This is a genomic window from Siphonobacter sp. (assembly GCF_048595215.1).
Taxonomy (GTDB): domain Bacteria; phylum Bacteroidota; class Bacteroidia; order Cytophagales; family Spirosomataceae; genus Siphonobacter.
On the sequence record NZ_JBMDWJ010000244.1, the window covers coordinates 1 to 19,483 of the forward strand.

Consider the following 19,483-nt stretch of genomic DNA (forward strand, 5'->3'; position numbering starts at 1 on the left):
TATAACGGTTATAGATAATGATGTAATTCGAAATATTATTCTGTTTTAAGGCGAGCAGGTATGCAAGTCATTGGCTTCTTTCGTACTTATCCATAGAAACAAAAAGCGTCCGGAAATAGGCTTCCGGACGCTCTACTCGTATAAATTTGTACTTTTTAGGGTTTATCCCAGAAAACTCTCGTTTCCAGATCATCTGGCCCCTGCCGGCTTACCGCAGCATTGTAATTTTCCGCGTTGACGGATTGTTCCAGAATCGGGTAGGTAAGGCGACGGATAAAGTCTCCGGCAATGGTTCGGCCGGGATATTTATTCGGAGCCAAGACCGGAAATCCACTACGCCGCCAGTTGGCAAACGCTTCCGGGCCATTTAGAAACGAAGCAACCCAATACTGACTATTGATTTGTTCCAGTCCGCGGGCAGCCGTGTAAGGCTGAGCGGCTAAGTACTCATCAATCGCCGTCTGAGGAATCGTAGCCGAGGCATCGTAATCTTTCATCTGGTTCATGTGAGCCGCTACGCCCGCTTTGTACAGATCAGCCGCCGAAGCTTGGATCCAGCCCCGTTGAGCGGCTTCAGCCAGTAATAGTTGCGTTTGAGCGTAGGTTACATAATACGTAGGACCATCTACTTTGCCCACCGTTCGACGATTGATCTGCGAATAATTCCAGCCCCCCGAAGCTACTTTTCCGGGGAAGTTAGGAGCCGTGCCAATGGAACCATCATCGTAACCGAAGGGCATCCCGATCTGATTGGCAAACGTGCGATCTACGGTGGTTTGTTCAGGATTTTTGGAAGGTTCACCATACCGAACAGCAATCACGGTAAGGCGGGGATCATTCGTCGCTTTTAAATACGATACGAACGGAGCCCCTACGTACAAATTCGCCTTTTCCGTATTGTTCCAGAGATTCCCGAGCGGATTGGTGTAAATGCTGGAATACTGAATTCGGACATTGTCGTCGTTCGATTGCAGCACACCGCCCTGATAGGCTTTCTGAGCCAGCGCCTGGGCTTTGGCTGGATCCGTTTTCGAGTACCGCATCCCAATTCGCAGTAAAAGCGAATAACCCAGTCGCTTCCATTTCGCTACGTTTCCCTGATAAAACAGATCACCCGTTTCAATGCGTTTGGCAGCGTTCAGTCCGGCAATGGCTCCTTCAAGCTCTTTGGCCAGGTCCGCGTAAATTTCCGCCTGAGGGTCGTACTTCGGCAGCTTATTCCCAGAAAGGTAGGCTTTACCCGCATCGAAATACGGAACATCGCCGTAGGAATCTACCAAAACTTGAAACACGTAGGCTCGCCAGATGCGGGACATGTGGTAAAGGTTCGTTCGCGAACTGTCGGCTTTGGTCTGATCGAGTACTGCCGTGAGTAGCTTGATGGGACCGTTGTTGCCGTTGTTGGTACCACTGTAGAGGTACAGCCAGTTCACCCGCGAATTGTCGCGGTAATCCTGATTCAGGTTCGCTCCGGTGTTCACACCCCCAAACGGTGTATTGACCTGTTGCACAATCGCGGCTTCGTAAAACATCGTTTGAGAAGCAAGCGTAGTATTAAGCTGGGCATTGGAAAACAAATACACCGGATCAATATTCGTGGATTGAGTCGGATTCGTATTAATGCTTTCGAAATCTTTATCGCAACTGCTCAGGCCCGCAGCCATCGCCAGAAGTATCAGTATCTTTTTCATGTTAATCAGAATTTCAGGTTCAAATTCATACCGTAGCTGCGACTCGTCGGAAGTGTATGCGTTTCAATCCCCTGAATGTTATCGGACGCTCCGTTCACTGCTTCCGGATCTAAATTGGGCAGGTGTTTTTTGATGAGCAGTACGTTGTTACACAGGGCGGAAACCGTCAGGTTCTTCACGAATGATTTACGAACGAAACGGGACAGATCGTAACTCACCGAGAGCGAACGCCAGCGAATGAAACTAGCGTCGTACACAAAACGCTCGGCGTTGTTGGTACTACGATAGCTGGAGTAGAAATCTTCGGCTTCCACACGGGTCGTGTTGGGAGCACCTTCGGCCGTTACGCCTTCGAAGAGTACGCCGCCTTCACGACCGACCAGCGATTCTTTCGCCAGACCATGCCGCAGGAAATTCAGGTTAGAATTGGAGATGATTTTATGACCTCCTTTGAAATCTATCTGCGTAAAGATGCGGAAACCAGCCACGGTAAAGGTATTGATCCAGCCGCCCGTATACTTGGGAATCGCACTGCCGAAGGTCGTGATTGGGCCCGCCACGGGTTTGCCGCCAGCGGTAATGATCCGACCCTGATTATCGCGTTTGTAGGCAATGCCGCGAAGCGAGGCCATGGGCATACCGACTTCGTGCCAAACTTCACCGAAAAAGTCACCCTGACCTACTTTTAAACGAGCCTGTCCGTCGGCTAAGGCGAGTACTTCACTTTCGTTGTAGGTAAAGTTGAAGGAAGTTTCCCAGGTGAACTTCTCTTTCCGAACCGGAATCAAGGTCAGCAACGCTTCAATACCCTTGTTGCGAAGCTGTCCCACGTTTACTTTCGATTTATTGTAGCCCGAAGCCGTTGAAATGTCCACGTTCAGGATTTCATCGACCGTTTTCTTGTTGTAATAGGCTACATCCAAGTTGATACGGCTGTCAAGCGTACGGAACTCCAGGCCGAATTCGGCTTCTTTCACCTTTAAAGGCTTCAGGTCCGGATTCGGGCTGACATCGCTGGTGATATAACCCAAGGCTTGGCCCTGTAAGGGGTTCGCGTTGAGGTTATAGAACAAGGCATTCTGGTAAGGATCGGTATCGCCGCCGACTTCCGCGTACGCCGCCCGAATTTTCGCAAAATTCATCCAGGTCGGCCGTTCCTTGATGGCATCGCTCAGCACAAAACTACCGCTGACGGAAGGATACAGATAACTGTTGGATTTCGGATTCAGTGTAGAGAACCAGTCATTGCGGGCGGTTACGTTCAGGAATAAGAAGTTCTTGTAGGAAAGCTCCGCCACGCCATAGAGCGAATTCACTCGTTTCTTGGTATAACCGTACTGCGGTTCCTTATTCTGTCCGTTCATGATGGTGTACAGATCCCGGATGTAGAAGTTCGTAGCCGAAGCGTTGTTACTGGTGAAAACTTGCTGGAGCGAGTTTCCGCCCAGCGTTACGTCAAGACCGAAATTACCCATCTTATGATTGCCGCCGATCAGAAAATCCAGGTTTCGCTCGCGGAAGGTATTCACCTCCTGGTAGTAATAGCCATTGAATCCCGTCGCCGCCGCAGCTACTGAACGGGTACCCGTAGGACGGTTAAAATCGTACGGACGTGTGAAGTAATCCTGGCCAATCCGGCCCTGCACGTAGAGCCAGTCGGTCAACTGGTACCGCACCGAAGCATTACCGAAAATACGGTCCCGGCGAACGTGCTCGAAGCGGTCATAGGCTACCCAGTACGGATTATTCCGATTGGTAAAGCGTGACGTAGCCCGTTCGTACCCATTCTCGTCGTAGCGATTGTCTTCGAGCGTCTTCATTGCTACGGAAGTCGCCGTGGTGTAAACGGTAGTATTGGCATTGAGGTCCTGTAAGCCAATCTGTGGGGGATTGTGGTTGTACTCGTTCGAGTAGTTGGCATTCAACTGTACCGACAGCTTGGGCGTAAAGTTGTAATTCAGCCCCAGGTTTAAAATCTGTTTATGGAAGTCCGAATTCGGCATGATCGACGTAGCGTCCATATTGGAGAAGGACAAACGGAAGCCCCCTTTTTCATTGCCCCCCGAAAGAGCTACGGAATTATTCCAGCTCGTACCCGTGCGGTAAAAATCCCGGATGCGGTGGCGTTGAGGCAGGTAGGGTCGCTGTACCCCATCAAACTGATACGTAGGTTTGCCATCAAACCGTTCCCCGAAACTAAATACACCCGAGCTCTGGGCATCGCCTACGCTTTGCGGACGTTTGCCATATTCACCCTGACCGTAGTCGTACTGGAAATCGGTATAATCCAAAGCCTGATCGGCAATGAAGTTCGAGTTCACTTCTACGCCGATTCCCTGTCCTACTTGCCCGGTTTTCGTCGTAATGACAATCGCTCCATCCTTGGCCCGAAACCCGTACAAAGCGGCTGCCGTTGAGCCTTTCAGTACCGTAATGCTCTGAATATCGTCCTGATTAATACTCTGTAGACCGTCACCACCGTCGGAAGCCGAGCCGCTTCGGTTCGTCGTACCATCCCCATCGCCCTGACGGCTGGAAAAGTTGGTATTGTTGATGGGTACACCGTTGACGATGATCAGGGGAGAGTTGTCGCCTTTAAATGAAGACTGGCCCCGAATCCGGATTTTTGAAGTACCGCCCGGTCCGCCCGCCGGAGCCGTAACGTTCACGCCCGCTACTTTTCCCTGTAAACTATTACCGAGGTTAACCGTACGGTTGGTCGTGATCTGTTCGGTATTCACCGTTGAGGTGGAGTAACCCAGTTTCTTGGCTTCCCGCTTGATACCCAGGGCCGTTACCACTACTTCCGAAAGGGCGGTTGTGCCGGCTTTGAGTGTAATATTGATCACACTCTGATTGGCCAGCGGTACCTCGCTGCCCATATAGCCTACGGAGCTAAAGACCAAAACACCCGTCGTATTATCGGGAATATTGAGTGAATACTGACCTTCCGCATTGGTAGTCGTACCAATGGAAGGATTATCCTTCAGCCGAACGTTGGCACCCGGAATGGGTTGGCCATTTTCATCACTCACTTTACCCGTAATGGTTACCTGCGGTACGGGTACCAGACTGGCTTCGGGAAGGGAGGTTTCGCTGATGGTTCTTCGTTTGAGAATAATCTGATTTCCAACCACCTCGTAACTCAATCGCAAGGGTTGGAGTAGGCGGTCTAGAACAACGGTGAGTTTTTCATCGACCACGGAAAGGCTGACTTTTCGTTTCGTTCCAATGAGCTGCGGACTATACGAAAACTTGATGTCCGCTGTTTTTTCTAATTGGTTCAATACGGTACTGAAATCATCGTGCTCGACCCGTAAGGTAACGCGTCGATCGAGTACTTCCTGTCTGGGGTACGCCAAGGCTCGACCCGGTAAAACCCAGCTCAGCAGTAGAGGAATGATAAGCAAGCTCATCAAAGACCAGCCTACGCCGCGAAAAAATAATGGTTTGTTCATAAATGATAGAAGTTAGAAGTAAAAGGAAGGCAATCCTTTCCCGGCATCCGCTTTGCCGGGGATGGGCCATCGAAAAAAGGTACTTACGCGTACTTTAGGTTTTGTTCGTACTATAAATTAAAAGGCTGACTTTCAGGGAAGTAGTTCAGAGCTGATGCGAAGAGTGGCCCAATCCCCTTCCCCGTACAAGGGAAGGGGAGTAGACCGGTACTTGTTCAGGGTGCTTACCTAGCGTAAGCGATTTAGAGGTTAAGCTAATGGACTATAAATCAGAGTAATTTCAGAGCTAAGGGTTGGCTGGACAGCCGTGGCCCGTTATAACAATCTGGGCGTCGAGGACTTGGTACTGGGCCTCGATACTTTTACAGATGATTTCAAGCTTGCGAAACAGGGGTTCATCGGTCAGATCCGCCGTCAGTTGGCAGTTCTGGAGCGTTTCTTCATCAAATACTACCTGTACCCCATAAGCTTTTTCTACGGCGTCGAACACCGTTTTTACGGATGTATTACGAAAGGTAAATGGTGGAATATTGGGCTTGGAGTGGGATAAAACGACCGGTTCGGTTACCAGCGATTTCGTCATACGGACTTCCCGTCGGGAATACGTGATTTGCTGATTGGGACTCAGTACAAGTCCTTCGAGCTCGCGGGAGCTGGCTTTTTCTTTGACGTGAGCATCTGATTGAGCAAATACTGACACCCGTCCCGTGCGTACGGTCACGATTACCTGCTGATCTTTAGGGAAAGCCCGTACTTTAAAACTGGTGCCTAATACTTTCGCGATCAATTCGTTCGCGTATACAAAAAAGGGCTGTTTCGGATTTTTAGCTACCTCAAATAAGGCTTCTCCCGAAAGATAAACCTCTCGCTTATCCGCTGCGAATTGGACCGGATAACTTAACCGACTGCCCGGGTTGAGGATAATTGAACTGCCATCCTGTAAGGTAAGGGTCTGGGCATGATCGGTTGTATTGACCCATTCCTTCAGGGGAACTTCCGAGGTTGAACGTAAGCTCTGGTAGGGCTGACTGGAGCTGCGGTAGCTGTACCAAAAGCCCCAACTGAGCAGAAAAGCTAAGCAGGCAGCCGTAGCCCAGGTCCAGCGTTGTCGGTACAGGGGTAGCGTTCGTACGTACGAAGGATGCGTGCGTCGGGTAATTTCTAACCAAGCTTGTTCTTGTTCAGCGGTGTTCGGTTCTGGGACTTTTTCCTTGGATAGTTCGGCTAAATCCAGTACTAGCTCAGCGGCTTGGCGGATGGTTTCGGTTTGTTCGGGGTAATCGGTCAGGAATTCGTACCAGAATTGCCGGGTGGCCGCATCGGGATTTTGCACCCACTTTCGGAAGTAGGAGTCTGCTACAAAATCCTCACGTTTGAAATCCTGGTAGTTCATCTTGAATTGATTTAACACCAAGAGGAAGCAAGGGATGATTTTAACTCACCTCGTATGAAAAAAAGTTTAAAAAATTTAATTTTTACGAGTTTATTCTTTATAAAGTATTGATTATAAGATTATTAGGTTTTCGTATTTTTAAAGTAAAAAAAGCTTTATATAGAAAAAGCCGCTCAACGGGGAGCGGCTCTTCAGGCAATAAAAAAACAATCACTTAAAAACGTTTGAGAGCCATTTCCGATACCGTCAGACCGATGGAAAGGGAAGAGGTAGCGGCTGGTGAAGGAGCATTAAGTACGTTGATGACTTTTTCATCCTCCAGAATGGCAAAATCATCCAGCAAACCCCCGGTTCGATCACAGGCTTGTGCCCGTACACCCGCTCCGCCCGGAATCAGATCATGCTCCTCAATATCGGGAATCAATTCCTGCAGGGCTTTGGTGAAAGCCGCTTTGGAAAAGCTCCGGTACATTTCGCCCAGACCCGTTTGCCAGTATTTAGCGGCTACTTTCTGAAAGCCCGGCCAGGCAAAGGTTTCCCAGAGTTCTTTAAAATTAATGTCCAGTTTCTTGTACCCTTCACGACGGAAAGCCAGTACGGCATTCGGTCCTGCTTCCACACCTCCGCCAATCATGCGGGTAAAGTGTACGCCCAGGAACGGAAAGTTAGGGTCGGGTACCGGATAAATCAGGTTGCGTACCAGGTGCTGGCGTTCGGGCCGGAGTTCGTAGTACTCGCCGCGGAAAGGCGTAATGCGTACATTGACGGGCTGATCCTGGGAAAGCTGAGCCACTTTGTCCGAATACAAACCCGCACAATTGATAACCAGCTTGGTTTCGTACGTCCCCCGCGTCGTCTTGACGATGCTCAGCGACTGACCCTTGGTAATGCCAATCACCTGTTCGCCCAGGTGCAGCAGACCATCGAGAGCCTGTAACTTTTCAGCGTATTTTTCAGCGACGGCCGTATAGTCGATGATCCCCGTATAGGGTACAAACAAGGCATCAACACCCGCTACGTACGGCTCAATTTCCCGCATTTCGCCGAGGCTAATCCGACGGTTTTGCGTGAGTCCGTTTTGCTGGCCACGTTGGTACAGATTTTCAAGCAGGGGAATTTGTTCGTTCTTGGTGGCTACCACAATCTTGCCGCACAAATCGTAGGGAATCCCTTCTTTTCGGGCAAAATCGAGTAGCATGTCGTAACCTCGAATGCAATTGATCGCCTTTAAGCTGCCCGGTTTATAGTACAGGCCGGAGTGAATCACGCCGGAATTATGACCCGTCTGGTGCATGGCGACCCGCCGTTCTTTTTCCAGCAGTAACACCTTCAGTTGCGGACGCTGCCGTTTGATTTGCAGAGCCGTAGCCAGCCCTACAATGCCACCGCCAATAAGCGTAATATCGTATACCATGGGAAGAGCATCTGGTGTTTAGGGTTTTGAGCTTGGCGTTCGCTAGAAAAACCTGCTCGAACGCTACCCCAAAACCAAAACGCATTAAGAATTACTCACTTCAGGTTCTTTCGCCAGACCGGCCAGGTGGCGGGTATCGTTACCGATTTCAAGCGTGAAGTGATTGGTGTCGTAGTCGTAACGGATTTTATAGAGACACAAATTCGAGTGTTCCCAATGATCCATTTCCGAAAGGGGTTCCTTGAACAGATACGTCAATAGAATCCGAATCGCCCGACCATGCATACAAATCAGTACGACTTCTTCCTCGGGTCGACTGAGCACGTGGTCAATGACGGGAACCTGCCGTTGCAGTACGCTCAGCGGGCTATCCCCACCAATGGCTGGAACATCCACATTACCGATTCGCCAGTTATAAATCATACTGCGATAATACTCATCTTCGGTATAGTGCGGCGTTTTACCTTCCATGGCACCCCAGCCAAACTCATTCAGGCCCGCATGTTGTTCGTAAGGAATGCCTGCATCAATAAAACCCTGAACCGATTGCACGGTACGTTTCAGAGCTGAGGTATAAATCCGATCGAAGGGGATCTGTTTATACGCTTCATAAAAGGCCTGAGCCTGAGCTTGGCCCATTTCGTTCAGGTCCGAATCAACGCCCGATCCCTGTACGATTCCTAATCGATTGTATTCGGTTTCACCGTGCCGAACCAGATAAATGATTTTCAAAGTGTGTTGGGGGGTGAGCATGGGCCCACTGTTTTAAGTATGTGGAAATCAAACTTTCGCTAAAACACTTGAGATCAGAGTCATGGCTCGCGTAAAATTTCCGCAAAAGTACGGATTCCTGAGCGAGTCTGTCATGCTTGTATCAATAAAATGGTAGTTATTTTACCAAAGACCCGTATTTTACCGGCTAAGACGCTGCAAATCCAAAACAGGACTTTAAACACGCATGTATTAACATATACGTAAATGATCATTCATACGGATATTACGCCTGAACGTTTAAATGAACTTAATCAGGGTTCGGCCGCTAGTCACCTCGGCATTGAATTCACGCAGATTGGTGAGGATTACCTAGAGGCTCGGATGCCTGTGGACGCCCGAACGCGACAACCTTTTGGGCTGTTGCACGGGGGAGCGTCCGTACTATTAGCCGAAACGCTGGGTAGCGTAGCGGCCTATACTTGTATCGGTGAAGGAAAAATAGCGGTCGGACTGGACATCAATGCCAATCACGTAAGAGGGGTGAAGGAAGGGTATGTATACGGACGGGCTACGCCCATCCATCTGGGGAAATCAACCCACGTCTGGGAGATCCGTATTACTAACGAAAATCAACAGCTAGTTTGTATAAGTCGGCTTACCATGGCAATTCTGGATAAGAATTAGTGGTGGGTTGATGGTTTGTTTTCTAGGGATATACGTTTGGAAACTTGCACCAGTACCCCTGCCCATTCATAATAGCTAACCCCGGAGGGGTTCAATGTAAATAGCCCCGTATGCAATGCGGGCAATGTTAAAACGTCAAAAGGACATAGCCTCCTGCCTGACAAGAGCCTACGTCCTTTTGACGATTAACTACAATCAATCAATCTACAGCTTCTTAATTCGCTCTTCCAGCTGTGCTGCCGACATCTTTACTTTTTCGGGGTGAGCCTTGAGCCAGTCACGGAAGGTTTGTACAATGGCAGGCGACCATTTCATATCGATTTCGCCGGGGGTGTACTTGCCTTCGCGAAGCATCTGATGGCCAAAGTCATCCGTCAGAGCAATCCATTCTGAAGAGGTAATCACCTTTTCAGCCAGGTGAGCGGGAATGAAAATGACTCCTTCCGTTTTTCCCAGTACCAGATCGCCGGGCAATACCGTCGCCCGGCCAATACGAATGGGATAGTTAATACCCGTCATCAGCATGTCTTTGATAAACGAAGGATCAAAGCCCCGAACGAAACCCGTAAAGCCTTCAATTTCTTCGAGGCCTTCCAGATCGCGAACGCTGCCATCAAAGACGACACCGGTTTTGGATTTGGCGTAAATGGAATTACCAAGATTGTCGCCAATCAACGTACCGTCCACGAGTTTGCCGAAGCCGTCGGCTACGTATACGTCATTTTCCGTCAGCTGATCAATGGGCCAGGAGTTAGGGGCTCCTTTGCGGTTTTCGGCTTTGCCTTTTTCCTTGACCGGGTTTTCCATATCGGGCCGTGAGGGCATGTACTGAGCCGTGAGTACCCGACCAGCGAGTACTTTTCCCGGACTAATCCGCATCCAGCCCGCCTCAAACTGATTCGTATAGCCTTCATTACGAAGCACACCCCAGGCTTCTTCCAACGAAATATCCTTGAGTCGCTTGACTAGATCGTCGGATACCTTGGGTCGCCCGTCCGGGAAGCGTTCGCCCTTGTACTGCGATGTATAGGTTTGAATCAGCTCTTTGGGAGCATTGATGTGCTGGGCTGAGGCACGCCACTGGGCCGCCAGCAACAGAGAAGCCGCTACTATGAACGAAAAACGCATACTTGGATAGAGTTTAGAGGTATAAAAAGAAACTAAAAATGCTTGGAACTAAGAAGATACGGGCTCAGCGGGTACTTCTTCGGATTTTGGTGGTTTACTCCGCCACCAGTTGGCCAGCATGGAACCCGTCGTGTTCATCAGCGGACCGAATACGGCCGGAGCCAGACCCGTAGTGGCCAGCTGTCCCATTTGTAAAGCCAGACCCGAAGCCATCCCCGCATTCTGCATGCCCACTTCAAAGGCTACGGAACGGCTCGACTGTTCATTTAAACCTACAAGTCGGCAACACCAGTAACCCAGAAAATAACCCAGCGTATTGTGCAGAAAGCAAGCCAGTACCAGTACCAATCCTACCTGCAATAAACTCTGCTGACCCGCCGCCGTAATCACGACGATAATGGTAGTAATCCCCACCATGGAAAGCGTGGATAAAATCGAATCCATAATTTCCCGGCGACCGCCGGCCCAGCGTTGAAAGAACCAGCCACCGAGCAGGGGCATGCCAATAAACCAGAACGCATTCCAGCCGACCGTTTCGGCGAAATCCGTCGAGCCTTCGACTAATGCAATGGCATTTTTGAGCAGAATGATGCCGAAATACACCGCAATCTGAATCGCGATACTCCGGCGGGATTGGCCCGGATAGGCTAGGGCGTTAAAGAGCAAACCCGCCACAATCGGTAGAATGGTAATGTTAAAAATCTCCATGACCATTTTCCAGAAATCAACGGGTAAAAAGGCCCCCGCCAGAAGCTGGAGCAACGCGGGCGTCAGCAAGGGCGATAGCAGCGTAGAAAAAGCCGTAACGGTTACCGACAAGGGTACGTTAGCCCGGGCAATGTAAGCCATCACATTGGAAGCCAGCCCACTCGGCGAGCAACCCACCAGAATAATACCCGTAGCAATTTCTGGTGGTAGGGGAAAGGTCACGGCCAGCAAAAATCCAATACTGGGCATAATCAGGTAATGGCTCGTAATGCCCACGAGTACTCCTTTCGGATTTTTGGCAATGCCGGCAAAATCTTCCAGACTCGACTGCGAACCCATCCCAAACATGATGATTTGCAGGAGCGGGATGATAAGCCGTTTGAGTTCAAAGTTTCCCCAGCGGATAAACCACTGCGGTTGATACATCGCCACCGATACGGCCGTCAGAATCAGTACCGTATAGGTCAGACTGGTGGTCGTCGGGGAGCGTCGAACGCCGATGGCTAATAGAAACAGCCCCCCAATCACGGGCAGAGCCGTGTGCGAGCCGGACCCCGTTAGAAATAAGCCTAAGGCAAGCAATAGGCTTAGTCCGCTCAGGATCAGAGCGAAGGTGAAAACTTTTTTCATAGATATGTTTAGAGGTAGAAAAGTTACGCCTAATGACGCTTTTGCCAGACATTCATTAAGTCGTAGTGCAAAAAAAAGACAATTTATTCTTGGATACTCCGTATTGTGCGTAACTTTTCGCCGAAAAATTACCTCTAAACTCTATATAATACAATGAAAAAGTTTATCGACCGCTTCAAGCTGCCGACCCAGGCGGCTGTACCTCCGCCCGAAAGCCAGCCCGGCTCGGATCGCCGAAATTTCATGCGGAAAGCCGCTTTAGGCGGCCTTGCGTTAGGAATGCGTTTTGATGGAAAGACCGAGCAGGAACTCGAATACGTCACGCAACGGGTAGGGCGGGCTTCCAAACCATCCGAACTGAAAATTACGGATCTCCGCATTGCTCATTTGCAGGGCGTCCCTTTTACCAGCCCCGTGATTCGCATCGAAACGAATCAGGGAATTGTGGGCTGGGGCGAAGTACGCGATGGAGCCAGTCCGAAGTACGCGTTAATGCTTAAAAGCCGCTTACTGGGTAAAAACCCCTGTAACGTTGAGCAGCTTTTCAAGATGATTCGTCCCTTTGGCAATCACGGTCGGGCTGCCGGGGGCGTATGCGGCGTAGAGATGGCCTTGTGGGATCTGGCCGGTAAAGCCTATAATGTCCCTGTATACCAACTGTTAGGCGGGAAGTACCGCGATGAAATCCGCCTGTACGCCGATACACCCGAAGTCGATGATCCGAAAGCGTTCGGAAAGAAACTCAAGGAAACGCGACTCGATAAAGGATATACCTGGTTAAAAATGGATTTTGGTATCGGTCTGCTGGCCGATAAACCGGACATGCTCATTGGAGCGGGTCTTTGGGATATTCGCAACCAGTACGGCAATAGCAAGATCGGACGCGTAGGTAGTTACGGCCTAACGAAACACCCCTTTACCCGTGTACAGGTGACAGAAAAAGGGATTCAGTATATCGCCGATTACGTAGAAAAAGTACGAAGTGTAGTGGGTTACGACATCCCAATTTCGGCGGATCACTTTGGCCATTTCGATGTCAATACGGCGATCCGGATTGGGAAAGCGGTGGAGAAATATCAGCTGGCCTGGTTGGAAGACCTGGTTCCCTGGTTTTACCACGACCAGTGGCGGCAGATTACCGAAGCCATCGAAACCCCTACGCTGACGGGCGAAGATATTTACGCCAAAGAAGAATTCATCAAGCTGATCAACGCTAAGGCGGTAGACATGATTCACCCGGATCTGGCTTCGTCGGGCGGTATTCTGGAAACGAAAAAAATCGGTGATTACGCCGAAGAACACGGTGTTCCCATGGCCATGCACTTTGCCGGGACACCCATTTGCATGATGGCCAATGTTCATTGTGCGGCGGCTACCCAGAATTTCATTGCTCTGGAGCACCACGGCGTGGACATTGCCGGTTGGGAAGATTTGGTAACGGGCATTGATAAACCCTTTGCCAATGGCTTTGTGAAAGTACCCGACAAGCCGGGCTTAGGCGTGGAATTCAACGAAGAATTTGCCAAGAAGTTTCTGAAAAAAGGGGAACAGTGGTTTGCTCCGACTACGCAGTGGGACACGCCGGATTCCTGGGATCGGGACTGGAGTTAAACGTGGAATCGTTCGGTGTTTGGTAGGCGATCACACGCCCTGCCAAACACCACTTTTTAAAAACCTAAGTCTATGCATACCACCTGTACGTCTGATTTTGAACTTTGGAATGCCTTTCGTCGGGGGGATGCCCAGGCCTACGAAGCCATCTATCGACGCTACGCTCCAGCCTTGTTTTCGTACGGGAAACGGCTGACTTCGGATTACGACCTGGTACGGGATACCATTCAGGATGTATTCGTTGAAATCTGGCAGCGGCGGGAACACTTGGCCGACTTGCAGACGATTAAATTCTATCTGTTTCGGGTATTACGTAATGCTTTGTCCAAAACCCGCAAACGTTCCGACGACAGTATTGATTGGCAGGAAATCTGGCCCGCGGAACTGTTTATGCCTTCCGTTGAATCGGATATTCTGGAAGAAGAGAGTCGACAGGATCGCGTACAGCGGTTACGGCAGGGTATTGATCGTTTGCCCGAACGGCAACGGGAAGCCGTGATGCTGGCGTTTTACGATAACTTGTCAAACGAAGAAATTGGCCTGATTATGGGCATTCAGGCCCAGTCGGTAACCAATCACCTGAGCCGGGCCCTGCATTTTTTACGGGATGTGATCGTAACCTGGGTACTCGTATTTTCCGCCTGGACATAGAAGAGCCTCCCCACAAGGAGGAGGCCCCGGATTGAAGGTAGAAAGATGATGCTTACTTTAAAGCTTTCGGCAAAGAAATGAAATAGACGGCATTAAAATCAACTTTATTCACAGAAGGGAGAATTTTCTGAATCATCTTCCGATTCGCCGAGGATCCTTCGGTCGCTAAACCGAAGTCGTCGTCATTGGCAACGGCAATCAGCGTAGGGCTTAATACCACCAGACCCTCTACTTTATCGTGGGGATAGTTCGGGATGGCCTGTATAACATCTACGACAAATTCCTTCTTCACGGATTTAATGCCGTAGTTCGGCCATTCGGCAAGGGCCAATTCTTCCAGCGTTTTGCCACCAAACAATTTTCCAGAGGCCTTATTTTCAGAATCGGAAACGTCCGTAGCTCCGGTAATGTCAATTTTGAAAATATTTTTTACCGGTGTACTACCCCCGCCCAGGGCGTCATCATTGCGTTCCAGTACCAGAAAAGTCGTATTGGTAATGGCCGTAATTTCACTAACCCGGAAGGGATTAGGCTTATCCATGAGGTAAATGAACTGCTGCGTCACACCCGTTCCAATCTGATACGTCAGAATCCGTAGTACCGTAGAATTATCAGCCGTAGCCTTGTTGGGGTTACGAAGGGTGTTTTGCATGATACCCACCAGCGTTTTGCCATCCGGGGTAATCGTCAGCCCTTCCATTCCGCGATTGGGCCAGCGTTTAGCGAGTACTTTAGGCAGAGCGTCCGCCCCCGTATTGAATGGATTCAAGCGACGCAGGGTACGACCAGTACGATCGAAATGAACGATGTGCGGACCGTATTCATCCGACACCCAGAATGAACCATCGGCCATAGCGACGAGACCTTCTGAATCAAGTCCGTTGGGATCCGTAGCGGGCGATATGAGTTGAAGGTTCATATCCTGAGCCAGTTCACCCGCGTTGCCCAATCCGGCGGGGTTGGGTAATCCCGTCAACTTTTTGCCCGTAGCATCCTTGAGTTCAATCGTTTCGATGAGTTTCAATTCGCTCCCTTCTAAACGGAATTTTCCAATTTGCGGAGCGAAGGCTGGTACCGGGAAAACCTTGGCATCCGAACCAACCCCATCCGTATTGGGACCACGGTCGGTCAGCAGATAAAAAATTTGGGGATCACTGGGATCAACGGCCATCGCCGAGCCAAAACCACCGTTATAAGCCGTAATCGGCAGATTTTTAGTAAAGTCGTTGGTAAACGTAGCCAAGACCTTCGGAGTTGAGACGGTTGCTTGGGAGGGATACGAAGTGCCGCCGGGCAATTCATGATCCGTACAGGAACTGAGTAGAGCCAATGAACCTAGAGCGAGGCCAAATGGTTTTAGCGAAAAAGTAGAGGTACGTGACATCGCAGCAATGGATTAAATGCAAGGAGTAGTGGCTGCGAAACTAACGTTTGGTTATTATGGCAATGTGATGCAAATTTTACAAAATCATGAAGTGCTTTTTAATAATATGGCAATAGAATGCGGCAGGTATGAAAAAAGGCAAAATTTTTTTTGGAATTCAAAAATGGAAGCCTTTACCTTTGCGATATGCCGCCGGTAAAAACGGCAAAATTCAATTCCTGATGGCTCGGTTCATTTTAAATATTTCTGTGATTATTCTTCTCGTGCTCATCCGACAACCGGTGTGAGATAGGTTGATATTCACCACGAAAGACCTTTCTCACATCCCGAGAAAGGTCTTTTTGTTATCAAACCATCAGTGTCTTAGAATAAGGCAAGATTTATTTGATTAGTGCAATTTTGTTTATCACTATACTGTAAGAATGCAAACGGAAGAGTCTGGCCCTGATGGACCTTCTTCGCTTCACTTTTCCGAGTCGTTCGCTTAACAACGAGCTCCTATGACCACCGAAAGTACCCCATTGAATAAGTACTCACGTACGCTTACTCAAGAAGTGACCAATCCGGCGGCTCAGGCCATGTTATACGGCGTGGGCCTCACCGAAGAAGATATGTCGAAAGCCCAGATTGGCATTGCCAGCACGGGTTACGAAGGAAATACCTGCAATATGCACCTGAACGGACTCGCCGTTCACGTGAAAAAAGGCGTGCAGGCGAATGGTCTGGTCGGACTGATTTTTAATACGATTGGCGTATCCGATGGGATGACGAACGGAAACGATGGCATGAGTTACTCCCTGCCCAGCCGTGATATCATCGCCGATTCGATTGAAGACGTAGTGGCCGGACAATGGTACGACGGCGTGATTACGGTCGTCGGATGCGATAAAAACATGCCCGGAGCCATCATGGCCATGGCTCGCCTGAATCGTCCCGGGATCATGGTATACGGTGGTACCATTCGGACGGGCCAGTGGAAAGGACAGAAACTCGACATCATTTCGGCCTTTGAAGCTTTAGGTAAAAAATTCGCGGGTACCATCGCCGACGAAGATTACAAAGGGGTTATCCAGAATGCCATTCCCGGAGCCGGAGCTTGCGGCGGGATGTATACGGCCAACACGATGGCTTCCAGCATTGAAGCGTTGGGTTTGAGCTTACCGAATTCCAGTACGTACCCCGCTACGCACGAAGGCAAACAGGCGGAATGTCTGGCCGTAGGAGCTGCGATGAAGAAACTGCTCGAACTGGATTTGAAACCCCGCGATATCATCACTCGTAAATCACTTGAAAACGCTCTGACGTTGGTGATGGCCCTGGGTGGATCGACGAATGCGGTCCTGCACTATTTGGCGATTGGCCACGCAGCGGGTGTAGAATTTACGCTGAAAGACATTCAGGACATCAGTGATCGGACGCCTTTGCTGGCGGATCTGAAACCTTCCGGAAAGTACTTCATGGAAGATATGTTAGCGATTGGTGGTGTACCAGCCGTGATGAAATACCTGTTAAGTGTAGGATTACTGCACGGGGACTGTATGACCATTACGGGCAAAACCATCGCTGAAAATCTAGCCGGAGAACCTGACCTGGAATTCGAATCGCAGAAAATCATTTTCCCGATTGAAAACCCCATCAAAGCTACGGGTCACTTACAGATTCTGTACGGAAATCTGGCACCCACGGGTGCCGTTGCCAAGATTACAGGTAAGGAAGGCGAGCGGTTCGAAGGTATTGCAAAAGTATGCGATAAGGAAGAAACGCTCATGGCTGCTTTAGCCAACGGTGAAGTGAAACCCGGAATGGTTGTCGTGATCCGTTACGAAGGTCCTAAAGGTGGACCAGGTATGCCGGAAATGCTGAAGCCGACCTCGGCGGTAATCGGAGCCGGTCTGGGGAACTCCATTGCCATGATTACGGATGGCCGTTTCTCGGGCGGTACGCACGGATTCGTCGTTGGACACGTAACCCCCGAAGCGTTTGACGGTGGCCCGATTGCCCTGGTACAAGACGGCGATCTGATTACCATTGATGCCGTGAATAACGTTTTGCAGGTACATATTTCCGATGAAGAAATGGCCGCTCGTAAAGCCGCTTGGGCCGCTCCGGAAAATCCGTTCAAACAGGGTGTACTGCGGAAGTATATTAAAAACGTTTCGTCGGCTAGCTTGGGCTGCGTAACGGATTTGTAAAATAGATAGTACTGAACTTGGAGTAGTTAACAATCAACTGGTTAACGAGGCATCGTTAACACAAAGGAAGAATCCTATGGCACACCAGAAGCAAACTGTTGCCGAAGTTTTGGAAGAAGCCTCTCAACGTACCGTAACGGGCTCACATGCCCTGATGCTGGCGTTACTGGCCGAAGGAGTGGATACCATTTTCGGGTATCCCGGTGGAGCAATCATGCCTACCTATGACGCCCTATTCGATTACCGGGACGTCCTTCATCATATCTTGGTTCGCCACGAACAGGGAGCCGGTCACGCCGCACAGGGTTACGCCCGTATGCAAAATCGGGCGGGTGTTTGTCTGGTAACCTCCGGCCCCGGAGCGACCAACCTGATGACACCCATCTGTGATGCTCTGCTCGATTCAACGCCGATGGTGTGTATCATTGGTCAGGTATATAATAAGCTGCTGGGAACGGATGCTTTCCAGGAAGCGGACGTAATCGGGATGACGATGCCCATTACGAAGTGGAATTATCAGATTACCAGTGCCGATGAAGTGCCGGAAATGATTGCCAAGGCCTTCTATATCGCACAAACGGGTCGCCCCGGACCCGTCGTGCTGGACTTTACCCGGACGGCTCAGATGGAGCTGATGACCCGACCCTTTTCGTACCACAAGTGCGAAACGATGGTAAGTTATAAGCCCCGGATGGTACCCAAGGACGATCAGTTAAAGGCGGCAGCCGAATTGATCAACCGGGCTAAAAAACCATACATCCTGGCCGGTCACGGCATTACGCTGGCTAAGGCTGAAGCAGAACTGAAAGCCTTTACCGAAAAGACGGGTATTCCGGTAGCCGCAACGTTATTAGGCATGTCGGCCCTTGATGCGGACCATCCCAATTACGTAGGCTGGCTGGGTATGCACGGCAATTACGGTCCGAACGTTCTGACCAACCAGTGTGACCTGCTGATTGCCATCGGGATGCGTTTCGACGACCGGGTAACGGGTGATTTAAGTAAGTACGCTACGCAGGCCAAGGTCGTTCACATCGAAATCGATCCGGCTGAAATTGATAAAAACGTCAAGGCAACGGCTCCGGTCGTGGGGGATGCTAAAGAAGCTTTGAAAGCCCTTTTGCCCCTGGTAGAAGAACGTACCCACCCCGAATGGCGGGACGAATTCCGCAAGTACGATGCCGTTGAAGACGAGAAAATCACGCGGGCTACACTTTTCCACGAAGGCAACGAAATCAAGATGGGTGAAGTCGTACACCTGATCTCGGAAAAAACCAAAGGGGAAGCCGTCGTCGTGACCGACGTAGGACAACACCAGATGATTGCCAATCGGTACTACCGCTTCAAAAAACATAATTCGGTGGTAACTTCCGGTGGTGCAGGTACCATGGGCTTTGCCCTGCCGGCGGCCATTGGAGCCAAACGCGGAGCTCCCGATCGTCAGGTCGTAGCCTTTATCGGGGATGGTGGATTCCAGATGACGCTTCAGGAGCTGGCTACGATCTGGCAGGAAAACCTGAACATCAAAATCGTCATTCTCAACAACAACTTCCTGGGCATGGTACGCCAGTGGCAGCAGTTGTTCTTTGACAATCGCTACAGCTTCGTAGATATCAAAAACCCGGATTTCGTAACCATCGCGAAAGGTTTCCACATTGAAGGCCATACTTGCCGCGACCGGTCAGCCCTGAGCGAATCACTGGATACGATGCTGATTCACGATGGACCTTATTTGCTGGTAGTGATTTGCGAGAAGGAGGAAAACGTATTTCCGATGGTTCCCGCAGGGCAGGCCGTTGATAAAATTCGCTTAGAGTAAAATATG

General features: G+C 50.0%; 13 protein-coding genes. 5 read left to right on the plus strand and 8 right to left on the minus strand.

Annotation, left to right across the window (positions count from 1 at the left end; all coding sequences use genetic code 11):
* Nucleotides 1-155: 155 nt before the first annotated feature.
* From ACOJTG_RS15165 to ACOJTG_RS15185, 5 genes are all read right to left on the minus strand, one after another.
* Nucleotides 156-1,691: a SusD/RagB family nutrient-binding outer membrane lipoprotein gene (locus ACOJTG_RS15165; protein WP_420154599.1), complete on the minus strand. Its 1,536-nt coding sequence runs from the start codon at nt 1,689-1,691 to the stop codon at nt 156-158.
* A gap of 5 nt (nt 1,692-1,696) precedes the next feature.
* Nucleotides 1,697-5,149, minus strand: a complete 3,453-nt coding sequence (locus tag ACOJTG_RS15170; protein WP_420154600.1) for a SusC/RagA family TonB-linked outer membrane protein — start codon at nt 5,147-5,149, stop codon at nt 1,697-1,699.
* 286 nt (nt 5,150-5,435) lie between these two features.
* Nucleotides 5,436-6,542, minus strand: coding sequence for a FecR family protein (locus tag ACOJTG_RS15175; RefSeq protein WP_420154601.1), 1,107 nt, complete (start codon nt 6,540-6,542; stop codon nt 5,436-5,438).
* A 214-nt stretch (nt 6,543-6,756) separates the two neighbouring features.
* The gene (lhgO, locus tag ACOJTG_RS15180) at nt 6,757-7,956 is read right to left on the minus strand and encodes an L-2-hydroxyglutarate oxidase (RefSeq protein ID WP_420154602.1); all 1,200 of its coding nucleotides are present in this window, start codon (nt 7,954-7,956) and stop codon (nt 6,757-6,759) included.
* Between the two features lie 84 nt (nt 7,957-8,040).
* Complete coding sequence (locus tag ACOJTG_RS15185) at nt 8,041-8,709, minus strand: histidine phosphatase family protein (protein WP_420154603.1); 669 nt, start codon at nt 8,707-8,709, stop codon at nt 8,041-8,043.
* A gap of 225 nt (nt 8,710-8,934) precedes the next feature.
* On the opposite strand from ACOJTG_RS15185, the gene ACOJTG_RS15190 reads away from it, so the two are divergent.
* On the plus strand, nt 8,935-9,354 hold the full coding sequence (locus ACOJTG_RS15190; protein ID WP_420154604.1) for a hotdog fold thioesterase: 420 nt from the start codon (nt 8,935-8,937) through the stop codon (nt 9,352-9,354).
* A 204-nt stretch (nt 9,355-9,558) separates the two neighbouring features.
* Here ACOJTG_RS15190 and ACOJTG_RS15195 read toward each other — a convergent pair whose 3' ends face one another.
* Entirely contained in the window at nt 9,559-10,482 is a 924-nt protein-coding gene (locus ACOJTG_RS15195; RefSeq protein WP_420154605.1) for an RraA family protein, read from the minus strand.
* A gap of 48 nt (nt 10,483-10,530) precedes the next feature.
* A complete protein-coding gene (locus ACOJTG_RS15200; RefSeq protein WP_420154606.1) occupies nt 10,531-11,820 on the minus strand; it encodes a bile acid:sodium symporter family protein in 1,290 nt (429 codons plus the stop codon).
* A gap of 153 nt (nt 11,821-11,973) precedes the next feature.
* Between ACOJTG_RS15200 and ACOJTG_RS15205 the strand changes: the two genes are divergently transcribed.
* Nucleotides 11,974-13,431, plus strand: coding sequence for a mandelate racemase/muconate lactonizing enzyme family protein (locus ACOJTG_RS15205; protein WP_094815171.1), 1,458 nt, complete (start codon nt 11,974-11,976; stop codon nt 13,429-13,431).
* 72 nt (nt 13,432-13,503) lie between these two features.
* A complete protein-coding gene (locus ACOJTG_RS15210; RefSeq protein ID WP_420154607.1) occupies nt 13,504-14,082 on the plus strand; it encodes an RNA polymerase sigma factor in 579 nt (192 codons plus the stop codon).
* 52 nt (nt 14,083-14,134) lie between these two features.
* Here ACOJTG_RS15210 and ACOJTG_RS15215 read toward each other — a convergent pair whose 3' ends face one another.
* Nucleotides 14,135-15,466 (minus strand): esterase-like activity of phytase family protein, encoded by a 1,332-nt coding sequence (locus tag ACOJTG_RS15215; protein ID WP_420154608.1) that lies wholly within the window; start codon nt 15,464-15,466, stop codon nt 14,135-14,137.
* 500 nt (nt 15,467-15,966) lie between these two features.
* On the opposite strand from ACOJTG_RS15215, the gene ilvD reads away from it, so the two are divergent.
* Nucleotides 15,967-17,658, plus strand: coding sequence for a dihydroxy-acid dehydratase (gene ilvD, locus ACOJTG_RS15220; protein WP_420154609.1), 1,692 nt, complete (start codon nt 15,967-15,969; stop codon nt 17,656-17,658).
* Nucleotides 17,659-17,734: 76 nt separating this feature from the next.
* Complete coding sequence (gene ilvB / locus ACOJTG_RS15225) at nt 17,735-19,477, plus strand: biosynthetic-type acetolactate synthase large subunit (protein WP_420154610.1); 1,743 nt, start codon at nt 17,735-17,737, stop codon at nt 19,475-19,477.
* Nucleotides 19,478-19,483: the final 6 nt, after the last annotated feature.

Bases quoted from the DNA above. Each gene is read 5' to 3' on its own strand.
- ACOJTG_RS15165 (WP_420154599.1), bottom strand. From the start codon at position 1,691: ATGAAAAAGATACTGATACTTCTGGCGATGGCTGCGGGCCTGAGCAGT.
- ACOJTG_RS15170 (WP_420154600.1), bottom strand. From the start codon at position 5,149: ATGAACAAACCATTATTTTTTCGCGGCGTAGGCTGGTCTTTGATGAGC.
- ACOJTG_RS15175 (WP_420154601.1), bottom strand. From the start codon at position 6,542: ATGAACTACCAGGATTTCAAACGTGAGGATTTTGTAGCAGACTCCTAC.
- lhgO (WP_420154602.1), bottom strand. From the start codon at position 7,956: ATGGTATACGATATTACGCTTATTGGCGGTGGCATTGTAGGGCTGGCT.
- ACOJTG_RS15185 (WP_420154603.1), bottom strand. From the start codon at position 8,709: ATGCTCACCCCCCAACACACTTTGAAAATCATTTATCTGGTTCGGCAC.
- ACOJTG_RS15190 (WP_420154604.1), top strand. From the start codon at position 8,935: ATGATCATTCATACGGATATTACGCCTGAACGTTTAAATGAACTTAAT.
- ACOJTG_RS15195 (WP_420154605.1), bottom strand. From the start codon at position 10,482: ATGCGTTTTTCGTTCATAGTAGCGGCTTCTCTGTTGCTGGCGGCCCAG.
- ACOJTG_RS15200 (WP_420154606.1), bottom strand. From the start codon at position 11,820: ATGAAAAAAGTTTTCACCTTCGCTCTGATCCTGAGCGGACTAAGCCTA.
- ACOJTG_RS15205 (WP_094815171.1), top strand. From the start codon at position 11,974: ATGAAAAAGTTTATCGACCGCTTCAAGCTGCCGACCCAGGCGGCTGTA.
- ACOJTG_RS15210 (WP_420154607.1), top strand. From the start codon at position 13,504: ATGCATACCACCTGTACGTCTGATTTTGAACTTTGGAATGCCTTTCGT.
- ACOJTG_RS15215 (WP_420154608.1), bottom strand. From the start codon at position 15,466: ATGTCACGTACCTCTACTTTTTCGCTAAAACCATTTGGCCTCGCTCTA.
- ilvD (WP_420154609.1), top strand. From the start codon at position 15,967: ATGACCACCGAAAGTACCCCATTGAATAAGTACTCACGTACGCTTACT.
- ilvB (WP_420154610.1), top strand. From the start codon at position 17,735: ATGGCACACCAGAAGCAAACTGTTGCCGAAGTTTTGGAAGAAGCCTCT.